Origin of the sequence: Kaistella rhinocerotis (assembly GCF_030243905.1) — a bacterium.
GTDB classification, from domain to species: Bacteria; Bacteroidota; Bacteroidia; order Flavobacteriales; family Weeksellaceae; genus Kaistella; species Kaistella rhinocerotis.
In genome coordinates, this window is record NZ_JASSYY010000001.1 from 288,613 (window position 1) to 307,569 (window position 18,957).

At 43.5% G+C, this 18,957-nt stretch carries 13 protein-coding genes; 4 read left to right on the plus strand and 9 right to left on the minus strand.

Features of this window, described 5'->3' with window-relative positions:
- Nucleotides 1-56: 56 nt before the first annotated feature.
- Nucleotides 57-2,129, minus strand: coding sequence for an alpha-ketoacid dehydrogenase subunit alpha/beta (locus QEP06_RS01345; protein ID WP_285268739.1), 2,073 nt, complete (start codon nucleotides 2,127-2,129; stop codon nucleotides 57-59).
- 221 nt (nucleotides 2,130-2,350) lie between these two features.
- On the opposite strand from QEP06_RS01345, the gene QEP06_RS01350 reads away from it, so the two are divergent.
- The 3 genes from QEP06_RS01350 (at nucleotide 2,351) to QEP06_RS01360 (ending at nucleotide 9,567) form a co-directional block, all read left to right on the plus strand.
- The gene (locus QEP06_RS01350; protein ID WP_285268740.1) at nucleotides 2,351-3,949 is read left to right on the plus strand and encodes a T9SS type A sorting domain-containing protein; all 1,599 of its coding nucleotides are present in this window, start codon (nucleotides 2,351-2,353) and stop codon (nucleotides 3,947-3,949) included.
- Between the two features lie 204 nt (nucleotides 3,950-4,153).
- A complete protein-coding gene (gene dnaE / locus QEP06_RS01355) occupies nucleotides 4,154-8,809 on the plus strand; it encodes a DNA polymerase III subunit alpha (protein WP_285268741.1) in 4,656 nt (1,551 codons plus the stop codon).
- A 101-nt stretch (nucleotides 8,810-8,910) separates the two neighbouring features.
- Nucleotides 8,911-9,567 (plus strand): response regulator transcription factor, encoded by a 657-nt coding sequence (locus tag QEP06_RS01360; RefSeq protein WP_285268742.1) that lies wholly within the window; start codon nucleotides 8,911-8,913, stop codon nucleotides 9,565-9,567.
- A 71-nt stretch (nucleotides 9,568-9,638) separates the two neighbouring features.
- On the opposite strand, the gene QEP06_RS01365 is transcribed toward QEP06_RS01360, so the two are convergent.
- From QEP06_RS01365 to QEP06_RS01385, 5 genes are all read right to left on the minus strand, one after another.
- Complete coding sequence (locus QEP06_RS01365; RefSeq protein ID WP_285268743.1) at nucleotides 9,639-11,219, minus strand: patatin-like phospholipase family protein; 1,581 nt, start codon at nucleotides 11,217-11,219, stop codon at nucleotides 9,639-9,641.
- 12 nt (nucleotides 11,220-11,231) lie between these two features.
- Nucleotides 11,232-12,059, minus strand: a complete 828-nt coding sequence (locus tag QEP06_RS01370; protein ID WP_285268744.1) for a hypothetical protein — start codon at nucleotides 12,057-12,059, stop codon at nucleotides 11,232-11,234.
- Between the two features lie 16 nt (nucleotides 12,060-12,075).
- Nucleotides 12,076-13,668, minus strand: coding sequence for a S8 family peptidase (locus QEP06_RS01375; protein ID WP_285268745.1), 1,593 nt, complete (start codon nucleotides 13,666-13,668; stop codon nucleotides 12,076-12,078).
- A 12-nt stretch (nucleotides 13,669-13,680) separates the two neighbouring features.
- Nucleotides 13,681-14,556 carry a caspase family protein gene (locus QEP06_RS01380; protein ID WP_285268746.1) on the minus strand — a complete coding sequence of 292 codons (876 nt, stop codon included), beginning with the start codon at nucleotides 14,554-14,556 and terminating at the stop codon, nucleotides 13,681-13,683.
- A gap of 191 nt (nucleotides 14,557-14,747) precedes the next feature.
- A complete protein-coding gene (locus QEP06_RS01385) occupies nucleotides 14,748-15,650 on the minus strand; it encodes a CorA family divalent cation transporter (RefSeq protein WP_285268747.1) in 903 nt (300 codons plus the stop codon).
- An 83-nt stretch (nucleotides 15,651-15,733) separates the two neighbouring features.
- Here QEP06_RS01385 and QEP06_RS01390 point away from each other — a divergent pair, with 83 nt between their 5' ends.
- Nucleotides 15,734-16,756, plus strand: a complete 1,023-nt coding sequence (locus tag QEP06_RS01390; protein ID WP_285268748.1) for a 3-oxoacyl-ACP synthase III family protein — start codon at nucleotides 15,734-15,736, stop codon at nucleotides 16,754-16,756.
- Nucleotides 16,757-16,804: 48 nt separating this feature from the next.
- Here QEP06_RS01390 and QEP06_RS01395 read toward each other — a convergent pair whose 3' ends face one another.
- The 3 genes from QEP06_RS01395 to QEP06_RS01405 form a co-directional block, all read right to left on the minus strand.
- Nucleotides 16,805-16,972: a hypothetical protein gene (locus QEP06_RS01395; protein ID WP_251833437.1), complete on the minus strand. Its 168-nt coding sequence runs from the start codon at nucleotides 16,970-16,972 to the stop codon at nucleotides 16,805-16,807.
- A gap of 78 nt (nucleotides 16,973-17,050) precedes the next feature.
- Entirely contained in the window at nucleotides 17,051-17,893 is an 843-nt protein-coding gene (locus QEP06_RS01400; RefSeq protein WP_285268749.1) for an isoaspartyl peptidase/L-asparaginase, read from the minus strand.
- 9 nt (nucleotides 17,894-17,902) lie between these two features.
- Nucleotides 17,903-18,790, minus strand: a complete 888-nt coding sequence (locus tag QEP06_RS01405; RefSeq protein WP_285268750.1) for a cyanophycinase — start codon at nucleotides 18,788-18,790, stop codon at nucleotides 17,903-17,905.
- Nucleotides 18,791-18,957 lie beyond the last annotated feature (167 nt).

Genomic DNA, 18,957 nt, shown 5'->3' on the forward strand with positions numbered 1-18,957 from the left:
TTACTGAAGTTTAGATAAGAATTGGAAATTAATAGTTTGAATTTTCGTGTGCGCGTTTATTCGCTAAGCATTTGCTCAATTTTATCAGAAAGTTTCTCCGAATTCGGAAGCATCTCCTTCTCAAGTACCAAATTGATCGGTACCGCCGGAACATTTCGCGCGCCGATTGCTTCCACAGGTAAGTCGAGATATCGGAAACAGTTTTTCGAGATGCGGTGTGCGAGTGCTTCTGCAAGTGAATTATTGATCTGTTCCTCCGTAAGCACGATGCATTTTCCGTGTGCTTTTACGCGTTCAAAAATCAGTTTCTCATCCAGCGGAATCAGTGTCCGCAGATCAATGATTTCTACTTGCCCGTTAAAATTCTTCGCTGCGGCTTTGGCCCAATAAACGCCCATTCCGTAGGTTACGATAACAATTGAGCGTCCTTCCTGAATACATTGCTCCTCAGCTTTCAGGGTGATATCTGCTTTGCCGAACGGTAAGATGTAATCTTCGGCGGGAGAAACCCGTTTTGCATCTTCAGTTCCCGGCACTTTGCTCCAGTACAGACCTTTATGCTCAAGCATTATCACAGGGTTCGGATCATAATAAGCAGCTTTTAACAATCCTTTAAAATCAGCAGCGTTGCTTGGGTAGGCGATTTTAATTCCTTTGATATTTGCAAGAATACTTTCTACACTGCCACTGTGATAGGGTCCGCCACCGCCATACGCGCCGATGGGCACGCGGATGATATTGCTTACGGGGAATTTTCCGTTGCTTAAATAGCTCGATTTTGAAATTTCCGTTACCAATTGGTTAATCCCTGGATAAATATAATCTGCAAACTGAACTTCTACGATAGGTTTAAGTCCTACAGCGCTCATCCCGACAGTAGAGCCGATGATATATGCTTCCTGGATGGGTGTATTAAAAACCCGTTTTTTACCGAATTTTTGTCCTAATGTAACCGTTTCGCGGAACACGCCGCCGATTCTTTCGCCCACATCCTGGCCGTAAAGTAACGCTTCGGGATGTTTTCTCATGATTTCCTGAATCGCGTGGATCGCTGCATCTACCATCACAATTTTTTCTTGGCCGTGCGGTGAGCGCGTACCGCTTTCTTCGGTAATAGGAGTGGGTGCGAATACAAAATCTTCCACAGATTCCGGTGAGGGATCCGGTGCTGCGAGGGCATTTTGGAATGCATTTTCTGCTTCCGAACGTGCTGTTTTTTCCATTTCGTTCAGCGTCGCTTCATCAAGCCCAATTTCAAGAAGACTTTTTCTCAGAATATCACCCGGATCTTTCGCGCGGCAATTGATCAATTCATCTTCCTGACGGTAAAATTCACGCCGCACACCGGAAGTATGATGGCCTATCAGTACTGTTTTGGCACAAACTACGAGCGGTTTACGTTCTGCACGCACGAATTCTACTGCATTTTTCATCGCTTCAAAACTTGCCGCAAAATCGGTTCCGTCGACACGCATACGGCCAAGACCGGTGAATCCCGCCACGAAATCGTACGCATCCGCAGTGCGGGCTTCTTCTTTTGTAACAGAGATTCCCCATTCGTTATCCTGCACCAAGAAGATGATCGGGAGTTGGTGAAGAGCCGCAAACTGGAAAGCCTCCGAAACTTCGCCTTCGGTTACCGAATTATCACCCAAACTGCAGATTACAACTGGATTTTGCTTAAATTCTTTAAGCCCAAATTCTTCAATATATTGAATACCCTGCGCAATACCTGTTGTAGGTATCGCTTGCATCCCCGTAGCCGAACTTTGATGAATGATTTTCGGTAGATTATCTTCAAGACTTGAAGGGTGTGAGTAGTAAGATCTGCCGCCTGAAAATGGGTCGTCGGCTTTAGCTAAAAGTTGGAGCATCAAACGGTACGGCTCAAAGCCTATGCCCATCAAAAGACTTTCATCACGATAGTACGGCGAAACCCAATCCTCGGCTGTAAGCTGATAGGCTGTTGCAAGCTGTATGGCTTCGTGTCCGCGTGAGGTACTGTGAACGTAAGGTACTAGTGCCCGGTTTTCTTCATAGATATCCGCCATGGCCTTCGCGAGCATCATATGATTGTAGGCTTTTAATAAAATCTCTTTAGATACGTTTGGCTGAGTTTCGGTTTCCATAGCTAACAAAGATAAAGATTTTAGGGGAAATTTAATGATGATAACGTTTACTGAAGCCTACATCAAGCCCTAAATACCTACAAAATGATATTGTCGCCATTTAGCCTGAACTGTTGAAAAAAAGTTAGTACCAGACTGAAGAGTTTGCGACTTATTCATGGATGTTTCATTTCACATATTTTATCCTATATTTACCACAGAAAAATTTAAATATTAGTTTTATGAAAAAATTATTACTCTCTTGCGGTATCGCTTTTAGCTTTTTCGCACAGGCTCAGCTGAATCACTTAGCTGATTTCGAGGATGCAACTGATGTAGGACAGTACGCACAATTTGGCGGCGGTACTTTCACTTCCGCAGCTGCATGTTCGGGAGATTTTGGTGGACAGTTGCAGATTGGCGCGGTCACTACAAACGGTACAGTGACGCAAACAGGTTGGATGGTCCTTACAGAAGTGCTTGAAGAAGAATTCGGCAAACTGAACAATGGACAGGCGGTAGATGTAAGCTTTAATTACAAAAAAGCCGCGAACTCAAACGGAACGCTTTATGTTGCCCTATTCAGCTACCTGCCGGCAACAAACCAGTGGAACGTGGAATACATCGGAGCAGGAACTGCATTGGGAGCCGCTGCGATTACGACTTGTCAAACTAAAAGTGCTACTATTCCTGCAGGTAAGATGCAGCCCGGCCAAGCCTACGGTATTGGCGCGTGGGTTGTAGGAAGTGCTAACGGAAATATTTTTGTTGATGATATCAACATTGCACAGCAAAACGTAAGTACTGCACCTGCTTGTACTACCTTTACCAACCTTACCAGCGGTTCTGTACTGCCATCGGGAACCAACACTATTTCATGGAATGAATCTCCGACTGCAGTAAATTATTATCTGAAAGTGGGAACTACTCCTGGCGGAACTGATGTCTTCAACGCTGCTGTGACAGGAACTTCACAGAACATTACCCTGGCGCCAAACGGTACTTATTACGCCTCTGTGTCTCCTTGGAATACAGTAGGACAGGCGACAGGTTGTACGGAAGTATCTTTCACCACGAACAATGTGATTACTTATTGCGCGCTTACAACGAATCAGCCTACGGCTATTGCGCCAATTAAATCTGTAAACTTTGCGGGCGTAACGAACAGTTCTGATCCTACAGCAACTACTATTGGTTCATTCGCGCATTATCAGGATTTCACAACCACTATTTTTGAGGTGAAAGATAATGTTACGACATTGCCTATCACGGTATCAGGAACTACAAACGGAAACCCTGTGAATGGTTGGGCTATGTCTGTATTTATCGATTGGAACGGTGACGGTGACTTCGATGATGCCGGAGAATCTTACTTCAATACTACAGCAACTATGGTGAGAAAAGCAGGGGTAACTGATAACCCGGTCGTACTTACAGGAAATATCACAATCCCTTCTGGTGTTGCGTATGGCCAAAAACGTATGCGAGTGAAGTACAATTTTGCCAGCACGGCTATCCACACAGCACTTACCACAGGATGCAGCCAGATGGGTAACGGTCAGGCGGAAGATTATACGCTCGATTATCAGCAGTTCCTTGCAGTAGGAAATGTTAGTAAAGATGCAGTATCTGTATATCCTAATCCATTCGTTGATGTGGTGAAGATTTCTGATATCAAAGGTGTAAAATCAATCACAGTGACAGATGCTTCAGGCAGAAATGTTCGCACTTTAGCTGCGGCTTCTGAGATCAACCTGGCACAACTGAAATCTGGTCTTTACTTTATCAATCTTCGCTATGAGGATGGTACTGTGAAAACAGTGAAGTCTGTAAAGAAGTAGATTTTTCATTTAAATTTATATTGAAGGACGGCAGTTTATCTGCCGTCTTTTTTTGTTTAGATTTAATTTTGTCGGCCCAAACTTTCGCTGTTTTAAGCGTAGAAAATCAATATGCTTATAGTGAAATTTCTGGCAACCGAACCTGCTTTCATGGTTTTGATTTAAGAAGATAAACGCCTATTTTTACCAAAATTTCCACACTTCATGTATCTTATTTTCGACACTGAAACCACCGGTTTACCTAAAAATTTCAATGCACCACTTACCGATGCCGACAATTGGCCCCGGATGGTGCAGATCGCGTGGCAATTGCATGATGATTTAGGAAATCTTATTGAAAACCAGGATTTTGTAATTAAGCCTGATGGTTTTGATATACCGTTTAACGCATCGCGAATCCATGGTATCTCCACCAAAATGGCCCGTGAGGAAGGCCGTGACCTGCGTGAAGTGCTGTCACTGTTTTCGGAGGTTTTAAAAAAGTCTAAGATAGTTGCCGGCCACAATATTGATTTTGATTACAAAATCGTCGGCGCTGAATTTTTAAGACAAGGTCTTGACGACTCGCTGCACGCAATTCCGTCTGCCGATACAATGGAGATCGGTACAGAGTATTGCCAGTTGGGAGGTGGCAAAAATGGCCGGTTCAAATCGCCCAAACTTGTGGAACTCTATGATAAACTTTTCGGTGAAAAGTTCGATGAAGCCCACAATGCCGCGGCAGACGTAAATGCCACCGCACAGATCTTTTTCGAGATGATGCGAATAGGGATTATTCCCGCAAAAGCATTGCAAATCAGCGAAGACGAATTGCAGCGATTCCGGGACGCACACCGGTCACGATTCGCGCCGTTCCCGATTGTCATCCGCCGCCAGGTTTCAGCTACTAAAAAGAAGAAAACCGTTGATTTTGGCGATTTTGATGAGATCGAACTTGGCGAATACTTTAATTTTCACAATCACAGCATTTATTCGTCGCTACAGTCTTCGACGCATATCTCTGAACTTATTTCTCACGCTCTTGCCAATGATTTTCCGGCGGTGGGACTGGTGGATATCGGAAATATGATGGGCGCCTTCAAATTTGTTGCGGAGGTGGAAAAAGCCAATGACAATATTTCAAAAAATTATCAGACCTATCTTCAAAAGTTAGAATCTGCTGCAGCGGAAGGGCAAACTTTCACCGAACCTGCGCCGCGAAAAGAACCGCTGATCCCTGTTTTGGGTTGTGAATTTTATATTTCAGACAGGCCGGAGCAGAAGCAGTTTACCAAAGACGATCCCGACCGCAGAACGAATGTAGTTTTGCTCGCAAAAAATTTCAAAGGTTATAAAAACCTCATCAAACTCTCAAGTCTTGGTTTTGTGAACGGATTCTACTTCGGTGTTCCGCGGATTTCAAAACAAATGATCGCGGAGCACAAATCAGACCTGATTGCGCTTACCGGCGGCATTTCAGGTGATATTCCTTCGACAGTTTTAGAATTTGGTGAACAGAAAGGAGAGGAGGTTTTCAAGTGGTGGAAAAATACATTTGAAGATAATTTTTATGTCCAGCTTCAAAATCACGGGGTAGAAGAGGAAGAATATATCAATGAAGTGCTATTGGGCTTTGCAGATCAGCATGAAGTGAAAATTTTAGCCCAAAATGAAACTTTTTACACCAATAAGACCGATGCAAACATCCAGGATATCCTTTTCTGCATCAAAGATGGTGAGAAACTTTCCTCACCGGTGGGAAAAGGTTTCGGGAAAAGACGTGGTCTTCCTTCCAAAGAGTTTTATCTGAAAAGCCGCGAGGAACTGAAGCAGGCTTTCATTCAGTTCCCTGATGCTTTCGAAGCTTACACAGAGTTCCGGCAAAAATTTGAACCTTACAAACTGAAGCGTGATGTGCTGCTTCCGAAGTTTGACATTCCGGAAGAGTTTTTACATGAAGAAGATTTGCTTGATGGTGGAAAACGTGGTGAAAATGCCTATTTGCGGCATCTTACGTACCAAGGTGCACGCCAGCGATATGCTGAGATTACTCCGTCAATAAGTGACCGGCTCGATTTTGAACTTGATGTCATTGCAAAGACCGGTTATCCGGGGTACTTCCTCATCGTACAGGATTTTTGTAATGAAGCACGTAAGATGGGCGTTTGGGTGGGTCCGGGACGTGGATCGGCCGCGGGATCTGCGGTGGCTTACTGTACAGGAATTACGAATGTGGACCCCATAGAATACAATCTGCTTTTTGAGCGTTTTCTGAATCCTGAACGTATCTCGATGCCGGATATCGATATTGATTTTGATGACGAAGGCCGTGATAAAATCATCAAATGGGTAGTTGAAAAATACGGCAAGAGCAATGTAGCGCAAATCATTACCTATTCTGTTCTTGGCGGAAAATCCGCTATCAAGGATGCCGGACGTGTGCTCGATGTGTCCATCCCGGAAACCAATAACATTGCTAAACTCGTTCCTGCTGTGCCCGGAATGAACATTGCCAAGGCTTTTGCAAAATTTGAAAAACTCGGGCCGGAAGACAAAGTTTTAGCGCAGGAGATGAAAGATATTCTGGCTGATCCTGCTGATGAGCGTTATGATGTGTTGAACGCAGCGCAGAGAATGGAAGGCTGCATCCGGAATACCGGAATTCACGCATGTGGTGTTATCATCACTCCTGAAGATATTTCGAACCTTGTGCCGATCGCTATTGCGGCAAAGGATCCGGATATTTTGGTCTCGCAGTTTGATAACTCGGTGGCAGAAAGTGCCGGTTTGCTGAAAATGGACTTTTTGGGTTTGCGGACTTTGACGATCATCAAGCACGCCATCAAACTCATTAAGCAAAGACACGGAATTGAAATCGATACAGACAACATTCCGCTGGACGACCTAAAGACGTATCAGTTGTTTCAGGAAGGCCGCACAATTGGTATTTTTCAGTATGAAAGTCCGGGAATGCAGAAGTATATGCGCGAGCTAAAACCTACGAAATTTGCTGATTTGATCGCGATGAACGCGCTTTACAGGCCGGGCCCAATTAAATATATTCCAAATTTTATCAACAGAAAAAACAAGCTTGAGGAAACAGTTTATGACCTTGAAGAAACTAAAGAATTTCTCGAGGAAACCTACGGAATCACAGTTTATCAGGAACAGGTAATGTTGCTTTCGCAAAAACTCGCCAACTTTACCAAAGGTGAAGCCGATACGCTGCGAAAGGCGATGGGGAAAAAAGACCGCGCTACTTTGGATAAAATGTATCCTAAATTTTTGGAGGAAGGACAAAAGAACAATCTCGACGTTGATAAACTCAATAAAATCTGGAAAGACTGGGAAGCTTTTGCAGAATATGCTTTTAACAAATCTCACTCCACCTGTTATGCGCTGATAGCTTATCATACCGCTTATCTTAAAGCCAATTATCCCGCAGAATACATGGCGAGCGTAATGACGAATAACCTCAATAATACCAAGCAGATCACCATGTTCATGGAAGATTGCAAAAGCATGGGCGTTGATGTGTTAGGACCGGCCGTGAATGAATCTCAATACGAGTTTTCGGTGAATGAAAAAGGTCAGATCCGCTTTGGGCTTGGCGCTATAAAAGGAATTGGTGAAGGTCCGAGTGAGGCAATCGTAAATGCCCGAAAAGAGGAGAAATACCGCAATATTTATGATTTCTTCGAAAAAGTTCCGTGTACGCAAATGAATAAGCGAGTGGCGGAAAGTTTGGTGATCGCCGGTGCTTTTGATGAGGTTGACCGTTACCACCGCGCGCAGTATTTTGACATCGATATGAGTGGCCGAACCAATCTTGAAAGGCTTTTGCGCTACGGCCAAAGTTTTCAGGAAAGCAAAAATGAGATCGAAAATTCGCTTTTTGCTGACTTTGCAGAAGAAGTGCAGATCGAGCAGCCCAAAATAAATCCCGCGCCGGAGTGGCAGAACATGCACAAACTCAATAAGGAAAAGGAAATTATCGGGTTTTATCTTTCCGCGCATCCGCTTGATGAGTACCGTTTTCAGTTTCAGTTTTTGCAGGGCGCATTGAGCAAGAAGGAAATTCTGGAAGGCAAGAAAGAGGAAATAGAGGAACTGAGTCCGCTCATCTTACCTACGGAGATCATCGATACAGCGGAAGCTGATGAAGATTTGGTCGATATTCCGCTGGATGTTGCTGATGAGGAAGATGACGCCGCGATAGAAGAACCGACGAAGAAAGTGCAGCCGCGAGGAAATTTTAATTTCCTGAACCTTGATGAGATCGATAGTTTCAAAGATACTGCGTTCGCGGGTCCGCAGGCCGATCTGTTTAATAATGACCAGCTGAGCTGGAAAGAAAAACAGGCGCTTCGAAATAACACACCTGAATATATGGTCGCCGGACTGGTAACCGAATACAGCGTCCGCGACGGAAAAAACAGTGGCGAAAAGATAGCTTTTGTCACACTGGAAGATTATAGCGGAAGTTACAGTTTTCGGCTCGGCGACCGAGATTATATGAGGCTTCGTGATAAAATAGAAGTGCAGCGTTTTGTTATTTTCAAGATTAAATTTGCGCAGTCTAAAGACGGGCGTGTTTTCGTGAATGTGAATGAAGTGACCGATCTGAAGGATGCTTTCGAAAAATTTGCGAAAAAGATGACCGTGGTAATTGGGCTGAATGACCTTCGGCGTGAGGACATCAGTTTTTTCCGCGAAAACTTCATCGATAACAAAGGAGAGCAAAAACTTACGTTCCTTGTCAAGAATCCTGATGACCAGACCACAGTTGAAATGCTTTCAATGAAAGCACAGATTGAAATTAACGGCTCACTGCTCGAAATTATCCATCAAACGCAGAAATATCAGGTATATCTGAATTAAAGCCACATTATCGTAATTAAAACTATTAAAAAAGATTTCGCATAAATTTCTTTTGCAGGTATTGATATTTTTGCTAAATTAGCAATCAAACACACAAATGCATGAGAAATCAAATTATCCTCTACGATAATCATTATCTCTCTATGGAAGCATTCTGCTGCTTCCTCGACAGTAATGGTTATAACAAAAAGTTCGATTACCTCCACACCTCCGACTTTCAGGAGCTTCCGGAGATGATTACCAACCAGGCGGAAATCGCTATTATCAACGTTTGCGGCGTGCCGAGCAATGACGCTCTGGAGATGCCCGAGAAACTTCTCGCGAAGAATCCGCAACTCAAGATCATCATCGTTTCTTCAAGTCCTGAAGTGAAGGTGATTAAAAAATTCTTTGAGAAAGGAGTGAAGAGTTTTTTAACCAAAACCACTGACGGTGTGGAATTCGTGCACGCGATGACGCAGGTGTTGGAAGGAAAGGTTTTTCTTACGGAAGATACCAAAAACGCGCTTTACAACTTTATTTGCAACGTTGAAAATATCGAAGAGCCTGATCCTTTGCGCACCGAAGCACTGACAGTCCGTGAAAAAGAAGTTTTGCGTCATATCTGCGAAGGATTACGGACACGCGAAATTGCCGATGAGCTGTTTATCAGTCCGCACACGGTAGAATCTCACCGCCGCAACATCATGCAGAAATTGGAGGTACGAAGTTCCTCCATGCTCGTGAAATTTGCGATGAGCCACAAATTAGTTTCTTAACAAGGATACAGATCTTTTGCTTCCCCTAAAAGGTTACACGCTTTTAGGGGATTTTTTTGTACTCTGGCATCTCAGCCAACGTTAGGATGCGCTTCCTGCTTCAGAATATTCTTTTCCTTTAAGGCAACTAGCATACGTTCGTACTTGTATTGCTGCCAATCGAATTTTGCTAAGAATTCAAGGCCCGCACGGAAACCTTTATTGAAAAGTTCGGTCTTTTCCTGTTCATCCATGAAGAAATTGAGCCAGTTACTTGGGCTGCAATCTACATATTGAATGCTGTGCGTGCTGTAGAAGGTGTATTTCGTGAGAAAAGTTTTATCGTTAAATCCTTTCAGTGTATCAAAGATATTTGCCATAAAAGATAGCGGACTTTTCAGGATCTCCTTCGTTCCGGAGCCGCGCGCTTCACCCATTTCCGCTTTATCCATAAGTCTGACCCCAAAGACCGGAACTCGCGGATAGAAGATGTCGCTTTCGTGAAAAATATCTATAGGAAAATTTGAAATACTGCCACCATCGATGAAGATTCCTTGTTCATATACACTTGCCGGCTCTGCATTAAGCCAAAATTTCCACGCCGCAACTATTGAATCTTTTGAAGTATCGATTTTTGTAATCATTGGCTCGAAAAAGTAGGGTACCGACATCGAAGCACGTACAAATCTTGCCGGGCTGATCTCGGAAAGCTGTGTGTTGCTCCAGTAAAGGTTAGCCATTTTGGGTAATTCAACTTTTATTTTTGAATTGATATCAGTGGTGATGATCGTGTAATCTGCACGCAGTAGCGTAAAAGGATTGTCACGATAAACGTCATTGTCCTGCGCTGCCTGCAAAAAGTTGCGGAAGCGTACCAGATCAAGGTTGGCTAGTTGAGTGTCTGGGATGTTTTTAATGTGTTCGAGCGCATTGGTGTAATATTCCGGGCCATTTCCGTATCTGTAGTTGAGCTGCAGGTCCCTACCTTTTTTGTTGTATTGCTCATTCAGATGGCTGATATTTTTGACGTTATTACGTACAAGAACGGCCATCATTTGCTTCTCGAATTCGTTTCCCGGATTAAGTCCTATGTGATTCTTATTAAAAAGTTGAAAATAATGCCAACTGATTAATGCCAGCGATAAAAAGATAACAAACGGCAACAGATACCACAGCGGATTGATTTTAAAAATTAAAGTAACAAATGGGAAGAGCAGGATGATAATCAAAAGTCCCAAAACCGTATATGACGCTCTTTTAATGTACCTTTTTCGTTTCAAAATCCGGCTGGCGAGCCGGCGCACAATAGATTTTCCATCCATGAAAGCCTCAAATTTCCAACTAAATAAGATTTCTCTAATCTTCGTGCTTTTACTTAATTTATGATTACCCAGGGCTGCAATAAGCATCGTATTGATCGCCCCCGCACTCGTTCCCGCGATACGCAAAAAGCGAATCCCAAAAACTTCCAGCGCATACAGATAACCCACCAGCGCTACACCCCAAACGCCGCCGCCTTCCTGCACAAAATTTACATACTGATTGCCCTCGTCGTCTAATATGTCCGAGAATTCCTGTGCTGCGATGTTGTCACAAAGTTCGCTGAATCGTTCTTTTGATTCCTTATCTAACTTTGCATCGTGCTGTATCATTTCGATTATTCTTGCATCCATTTGAGTCAGGTTTTAGTTTTTATTATCTTGGTCTGTTTGGCCGCCTTTCACCCGTTTCCTGATGATATTGAAGAGGTAGATCACAAGTGGGATGACGATAAGTGAAAGGATTTCCTTGAAATGTGAATCCGCAAACCGGTAAATCTTTTGCCCAAAAGTGAGTTGCGGCTCGTTGATGTCAATTTTGATATTGATTTGTCGCTCTGCAAGTTTCAATTTCTGTCCCTCAGGGGTTTCTGCTTTGATAAGCAGCGTGATATTTCCCAAATGCGCGGTCTTTGCAATAGCTTTTACTTTCCAGTGCCAGTAATTTCCATTCTCCAAATCGAGTGTTTGCTCATTGGGGTCAGCTTGCGAAAGTGCTTCTGCATCATCTACTTTTGTTATTTTAAAGTCATCAAAATCGTAGAGTGGTTTTATCGAAAGTTTTTTGTAGGCTTCAATGTTTTTAATAATACAAACCACGCTGCTGTCATTGATTTTGGTAAACTCCAGATCCTCCTTTTCTATTTGTCGGATGCTCTGTCGGACCTCTGACGGTTTTCCCTGCACTTTCACGAAAACGCGCAGGTCACGGGTTTCATTTTGCGGGATCACCGGGTAATATGAAAATCCGAGCGTGGCATCTACAGGCTTCGCTTCATTATCGTCTGTTACACTTTCACCGGCATCGGCATCCACAGAAACAGCGGCAGAATCAATGTCTACCGAACTTCCGAGCGTTGCCGAATCTGTAAATACGGCCGTATCAGAATCTGTCGCCGCGGGTGCGTTTTCATTGGAGCCACCGGAGCAAGCCAAAAGCAGAAGACATAGTAAAAAGGGCGTGAATATTTTCATTTTCAGGAATTTTAAATCATTCAGCGGCGAGATATTCTTTCAGTTTTTGCGAAACTTCCGGCGACTTCAGTAGTTCTTCCCGCATCAGTTCACGGTCAGCATCGCTCCAGATATCATTTTCGTGATATTCCAAAAACTTTTGGAGAGCCGGATTGGTGTGCATTTGTTGCAGGATTTCAGTCTGGAACATTTCACCGCGTACTTCATTAGCTTCATTTTCACCTTTCAATCTCAGTAAAAGTCCGAGTAGATCCAAAATTCCCCACAGATTCACGGTTGCTTCTTTGGCTTTAACTAAATTTTCTTCGGAAGGCGGAACTGTTAAAGCTTGGTCTGCTTTCAAAATACCGCATCCCAGATAAATTTTGTGCAGTGGGTAAGAATGGCGGTCCGCCGAAGCGAAAAGTGCGTTTTTTACCATTTCTACTTTACGCCATTTTTCTCCCGGGAATTTTTTCAGTATCTCGTTGATTTCATTGCGATAATACGTTAGCCAAATTGCCGCTGCGGCTGCAACCTGCGGCGTGGCAGATGACGTTCCGCCACCGTCAAGACGGAAGTATTTACCCGCGTCATTCATGGTCGCCCAGAAAACGTTCGGCGTGTATGCTGCCAAAGCGTGAGTCATCACGTCGGCAGGTCCGAAATTTCCCTGCATCGTCTCACCGCCCTCAGATTTTGTTTGGATTCTTGCCTTCAAAACGTACGGAAGATTGTCGTATGCGACGCCCGTTGCTGCGATCACCCGCTCCCAGCGCGCGGGATATAAAATCGTTTTAGGCAATGCTTTCCTTGGTCCTTCAAACCACGAATTTCCGGCGGCTGTCACAACTGTGATTCCGGCTGCATAGGCTTTGTTCACCATGTTTGCCCACGCTTTAGTAGGCGCACCTGCCATTGACATACTAATGACTTCACAACCTTCGGAAATTGCATATTCCAGCGCATCTACAAATGAGGATGTCTGGATTAGCGCAACCGTTTCGCTGATCCGCATTGAGATAATTTCGGCAAACGGTGCAGCACCTACCACACCGCTGTAATTGTCACTTGTATGTGAGTTCCCGACGCTCCCGCCGGCTAATAAGATCATCGTCGCCGTGCCGTGGCCATCCTGCTCAAGTTTTGTACCTGAGGCGACATCTATCGCCTGTTTACCTTCTTCACCTTTAATGAAACTTCGGCTTTTGTCTTTCATTAAGTTTTTTGGCAGCGCGGGATGATCCGGCTGAAATCCTGTATCGATGTGCCCAACTTTGATCCAGGGATCTTTCACTTTTTCTAAAAGTCTTTTATTAGCTTTAAAAAATTCGGAATATTTATCTGTAAGATGCCAAACAAAACGGTCGGTACCTTCATCCGGACGTGGCCAGTTTTTAAGGTATTCGGTTTCATCAAAAGCTTCTAATTCCGGGTGTTGGCTTGCCAAATATTCCGGATCCTGTGCGGAAAAAATCCTATGTCGCAGGTCCGGTTCTACAAATTCAGGTTTTTGTCCGGCCGCCAATTCGCCGTCCAAATAATCGTGTGCGGCGTCCCACGGGTTTAGTTCGTCGCCTTTTGTAATGATCCGAGGAATTGGTTTTCCGAATTTATCTAATATTTCCATCGCTTTGTTATTTTAAATTTTATTGTCATAATCCGAAATGAAGGCCAGTCTTTCCGCGGAGTTATTGAACCCGAAACCTTCCAGTTCGGCGTGTAAAGGACCATAGTTGCCGTTTCTGCAAACAAAGTAATCCGGCGATAGGTTCTTTACTTCGGTAATAATCGGCCGCTGTGTATGACGGTAGGGAAGAACACGTTTTGGAACTTCCTTCACCACGAAATAAATCAGGTCAACTACGCTCACAAACTCATCCGTGGGCGAGAGATTTCCATTAAAGACCTCAAGACAGACTTCCGTAAAAAGGCTATTGTCGGAGCCCGGCAAAATCACCGATTTTTCATCGTCATCACAAGCTGAGATAAAAACCCTGCCCTCGCCGCCCTGAAGTTTTTCAAATAGCAGCCTGTTCGACGTCTCGGGAACTGTTTCAAGCTGCTCGAAAACCGAAATTTCTTTTGCTTTCATGCCGTCTGCATGGCAGCAATCGAGCAAAACCAATATTTTGTCGGCATTGAGCTCATTGATCTTCTGTGAAAATAGATTTCCATTGAGCAGGGTTTCTTCTTTCTGAGTCAGATCAGCACCGGAAGTTTTAAGATAAAAGTCGAAAACCAGAGGATCATCCTCGCGTGGAATTTTAAGTCCGTGACCGGAATAGTAGATCAACACAGTCGGATTTGCTGTTAGCCTGCTTGCTGCAGTAATTCGCTCAAGCGCCTCCAGAACCTTTTGTTTTGAAGCGTTTGTTTCCGTAAGAAATTCGATATTTTCATTGGGGTAGCCGCCTTTTTGTGGGTCGCTAAGCAAGTGATAGATTGCGTTGGCATCAGCAACTGTGGCAGGAAGATCTCCGCCAACACCAATGATGAGGGCAAAGAAATTTTCCATGACTTATTATTAATCAATCATCAGAGGAACAAAAGAAGGATAATAAAGCAGCGGAAATTCTTTGCTTTGAGAATAGTTATTTTTCATGGTTGTGTTGTTAGTTTCCTCAAAATTAATAATTTATCACAACACAACTTTATTTTTTTAATTAAATATATGTTCTGCTAGGAATATATTTAATCTCAATAAAATCACCATCTTTTCCGGCGGACATAAACAAATGTGATGACTACGATCAGCACCATCAGACCCAGTGTCATGAAATATCCGAACGGTTCGTGAAGTTCGGGCATGTTATCGAAGTTCATTCCGTAAATGCCGGCGATAAATGTGATTGGAAAAAAATACATCGAATAAATCGCAAGTACCTTCATCACCTGGTTAGCACGTTGGTCACTCATCGCCAGGAACATCGAAATCAGGTTGGTAGATTGCGATGTAAGATGTTCAAAATCTGTTACAACGTCGTCGTGTTTATCTTTAAGGTTGATAAATTCCGAATCATTAATCGAGAGTATTTTAAACTGATCGATGATGCTTCCCGAGATGTGCAGAATGCGGGAATTCAGGCTGCTGCGTCTTTTAAGGTTGTAAATCTGACGGATAAGTTTGCTGTTTCCGTTGTTTTTTAGAAAAATATCATTCTCAATCTTATCCATTACTTCCAGCAGTCTTTGTGACTCGTCATCAAAGGATTTCATCACTTTCAGTGCAAGGGCAAGCGCTATCTCGTCGGGTGTGGGTGAAAGCCCGTCCGCAGCCTTGATTTCATTTAAATATTCAACGACGCTAAGATTTTTCATGCGGTGAACCGTGATGATCAAATCATCTTTCAAAAAGATCCCGAGCTTTGTGGAGATATCACTTAAGGTATTCAGTGCGCGGCGTTCAAGCTTTGTATTTTCTCGCAAAAGAAAAAATCTTGTGCCTCCGTCTTCCTCAAATTTCGGAAGGTGGTTCGGATCCATCGTATCTTCCAGCAGCAAGCCATTGATGTGATATGTTTCCTCCAGAAATTTCAGGTCCTGAAGCGTGGGCGCTTCCACGTCAATCCACTTACAGTGCTGATTTTGGTATACGGTTTCGATTGGCATTAAACAAAATTAGCAATAAATCTGCCTGCTGCTGTCCCGCTCTGTTGATTTAAATAAAATTATCTTTGCACAAAGAATTTTACATGATAAAAAGTACAGTAAGAGGTATTGGCCATTATGTTCCGGACAATGTAGTGACCAATGATGACCTTGCAAAACTGATGACCACCAACGATGAGTGGATCACGGAAAGAACGGGCATAAAGGAACGCCGCCACCGAGCCAACAGAAATGATGCAACAGAAACCACAGCCTATTTTGGTTTTAAAGCTTCTGAAAAAGCGCTGGAAATGGCTGGTCTTACCGCAAAAGATATCGATTATATCGTGTTTGCAACGCTCTCACCCGATTACTATTTTCCGGGTTGTGGCGTGCTTTTGCAGGAAATGTTGGGCTGCGACACCATTGGCGCGCTCGATGTGAGAAATCAGTGTTCCGGCTTCGTGTATGCGATGAGTGTTGCGAATGCTTTCATTAAATCAAAAACATACAAAAACATACTTGTAGTAGGTGCTGAAACGCATTCATTCGGACTCGATTTTTCTGATGAAGGCCGCGGTGTTTCGGTGATATTTGGTGATGGGGCAGGTGCTATAGTATTATCTGCATCAGAAAGTGATGATACCGGCGATATTCTGTCTGTTAATATGCATTCTGAAGGGAAATATGCCGATGAACTTTGCACGAAATTCCCGGGATCTAAGTACGGTTGGAGCGACAGGATGCGTCTGGAGCCTGAAAATGTGACCAATGCTGAGGTTTACCCAGTGATGAACGGTAATTTCGTCTTCAAACATGCGGTGACACGCTTTCCGCAGACGATGATGGAAGCGCTGGAAGCAGCCGGAAAAACAGTGGAAGATCTGGATATGTTCATTCCTCACCAGGCCAATTTGCGAATTGCGCAGTTCGTACAGCAAAAAATGGGACTGCCGGAAGATAAAGTATTCAATAATATCCAGAAGTATGGAAATACCACGGCAGCGTCTATTCCGATTGCATTAAGTGAAGCCATTGCCGAAGGAAAAATAAAAAGGGGAGACCTTGTGCTACTGTCTGCTTTCGGAAGCGGATTTACTTGGGGTTCTGTGCTTTTTAATTATTAATACACACAAGTTGAAACAAAAAAATGCCCCGTTCTGGGGCATTTTTATTTATTGTACCGGAGATTGTGTAGACTCCAGCGCAGCCGAATCAACACCGGAATTGCGTTCTTCTTCCACACTGTGATTTTCTTTGAATTCATCCCGTTTTTCTTCTTTCTGCACACAGGCGCTCATGAAGAGCATTCCTAAAATCGCGAGACCAAATAAATTTTTCATGCTGTTATTTTTTTAATTTGATACCAGCCTGCAATAATTATGCAATCATTTCAAAACTGAAATTTACGCGCCTAATTGTTACTCAAACACTTCAAGTTCACTACCGTCAAAACTGGCAAATACCATCGTCGGTTCAGAGTCCTGATGGAAAATGTTGCCGTCTCTGTCAATTGCGATTGCGCCGGCAAATCCGTTGATTTCCTTCAGTTCAGCAAAAGTTTTATCAAAAGCTTTCTTTAATGATAAACCATCGGTAACACGGGTCACTATTTTTGCGGCGGTAGCGTTGCTCACTATGTCTTCGCCTACACCCGTACAGCTCACCGCACAAAATGTGTTCGCATAGTTTCCGGCCACAGTAGCCGAATCTGAAATGCGCCCCACAATCTCAAAACCTTTACCACCGGTAGATGTTGCAGCTGCTAGATGTCCATCTTTATCGATTGCGACACAACCCACAGTTCCTTTTCCGCCATTTTTTAGCTTTTCCTCATATTCTTCGCGCCTTTTCTGTGTTTCTGTAGAATATTGTTCGAAACCTTTTTCAGCAGCATATTGATTGGCGCCGTTTCCGCCCAAAACGCGGTCATCCTCATTTTTAAGGATTTTCGCGACTTCAATTGGGTTTTTAACGTTTTGGATATTGATTACACCGGAAAACTTCTGTGTTTGTCCGTTCATCAGTGATGCACTCATCCTTATCTTTCCGTCACTTTGAATCTGTGATCCGGTTCCGGCATTGAATAGTTCGTCATCTTCAAGGAGAGAAACCGCGTAGACCACGGTCTCTTCCGCGGAATTTTCCTTTAGATATGAATACGATTTTTCAATAATCTCCTTCAAAGCATCCTGCTTCGCGGTCTTTACTTCGAAACTTTGGTCGCTTTCAGAGAAGAAGCCACCGTGTATAATAATTTTCATCTTTTAAATTTAACTGTCCTGTGGAATCGGGTTGTACTGGGAATTAACGATGGTGAACTCTTTTGTCTTAAGGTCAAAATAATCGTTCTGAGACATCACATGAACCGTGAGATTGTCAATAGAAATGGGTTCTCCCAACTGGATTTTAGTTAGGTTGGTGTCTTTAATGAACCTTCCGTCGACCAGTATCACAAGTCCGGAACCAATCGCTGTCATTCGGTCACCCGAAATGTACAGTCCGGTATCTTCACCAAGTCCTATGCCTAACGTTCTCGGATTATTCACCACCGACTGAAAAAGCCGCCCGATTCTTCCGCGCTGCACAAAATGTGTATCCACGATCACATTTTCTATGAAACCGAGTCCCTGGGTTGTTTTTATTTCGCCTTTCAAAAGCGCCTCGCTGCTTGATCCCTGGTAAATCATGTTTTCAGAAGCCGCCGCAGCACCAGCTGAGGTGCCTGCATAGATGAAATTCTGCTCCTGATACTTCACTAAGATGGCTTCATGGAATCTTGTGCCACCCAGGATGGAGGTGAGCCTCAGCTGGTCGCCACCCGTGAACATCACCACATCTGCAGCGTTGGCCCGTGCCACCATTGCGTCACTGTTTGCCTGCTCGCGGTTTTGGATATCGAGGATGTTGACGGTTTTTACGCCTAAGAATTCAAAGGCTTTTTTATATTCGGGACCTACGATTTGCGGAATTTGTGAAGCGGTAGTGATTACTTCGATAACAGAATCTTTCTTTAGCCGTGATTCATCGATGATCTTTCGGAGGATTCCTCTTTCAAAAAAATTAAGATTTTTCTCAACATTCTGGTCATATTCGGTTTCTGCAAAACTCCCTTTGTTCACCGCACCTCCGATGATCATTAATTTCCCAACTGCTTTCATAGAGTGCAAATTTACTAAATTTAAGTTTTCAGCGCTTTACTTACCAATTTTCAGGCCGACTGTATAGATGTACTTAATTCTCATAAACAGGCGGATAAAAAAATAGTTGCAGATTTTTAGGCATTTCCTTTATCTTTGATTCTGTTACAAAAATTTACAAGTCGCAA

Coding starts and splice junctions, on each gene's coding strand:
- QEP06_RS01345 (WP_285268739.1), bottom strand. CDS start 2,129: ATGGAAACCGAAACTCAGCCAAACGTATCTAAAGAGATTTTATTAAAA.
- QEP06_RS01350 (WP_285268740.1), top strand. CDS start 2,351: ATGAAAAAATTATTACTCTCTTGCGGTATCGCTTTTAGCTTTTTCGCA.
- dnaE (WP_285268741.1), top strand. CDS start 4,154: ATGTATCTTATTTTCGACACTGAAACCACCGGTTTACCTAAAAATTTC.
- QEP06_RS01360 (WP_285268742.1), top strand. CDS start 8,911: ATGAGAAATCAAATTATCCTCTACGATAATCATTATCTCTCTATGGAA.
- QEP06_RS01365 (WP_285268743.1), bottom strand. CDS start 11,219: ATGGATGCAAGAATAATCGAAATGATACAGCACGATGCAAAGTTAGAT.
- QEP06_RS01370 (WP_285268744.1), bottom strand. CDS start 12,059: ATGAAAATATTCACGCCCTTTTTACTATGTCTTCTGCTTTTGGCTTGC.
- QEP06_RS01375 (WP_285268745.1), bottom strand. CDS start 13,668: ATGGAAATATTAGATAAATTCGGAAAACCAATTCCTCGGATCATTACA.
- QEP06_RS01380 (WP_285268746.1), bottom strand. CDS start 14,556: ATGGAAAATTTCTTTGCCCTCATCATTGGTGTTGGCGGAGATCTTCCT.
- QEP06_RS01385 (WP_285268747.1), bottom strand. CDS start 15,650: ATGCCAATCGAAACCGTATACCAAAATCAGCACTGTAAGTGGATTGAC.
- QEP06_RS01390 (WP_285268748.1), top strand. CDS start 15,734: ATGATAAAAAGTACAGTAAGAGGTATTGGCCATTATGTTCCGGACAAT.
- QEP06_RS01395 (WP_251833437.1), bottom strand. CDS start 16,972: ATGAAAAATTTATTTGGTCTCGCGATTTTAGGAATGCTCTTCATGAGC.
- QEP06_RS01400 (WP_285268749.1), bottom strand. CDS start 17,893: ATGAAAATTATTATACACGGTGGCTTCTTCTCTGAAAGCGACCAAAGT.
- QEP06_RS01405 (WP_285268750.1), bottom strand. CDS start 18,790: ATGAAAGCAGTTGGGAAATTAATGATCATCGGAGGTGCGGTGAACAAA.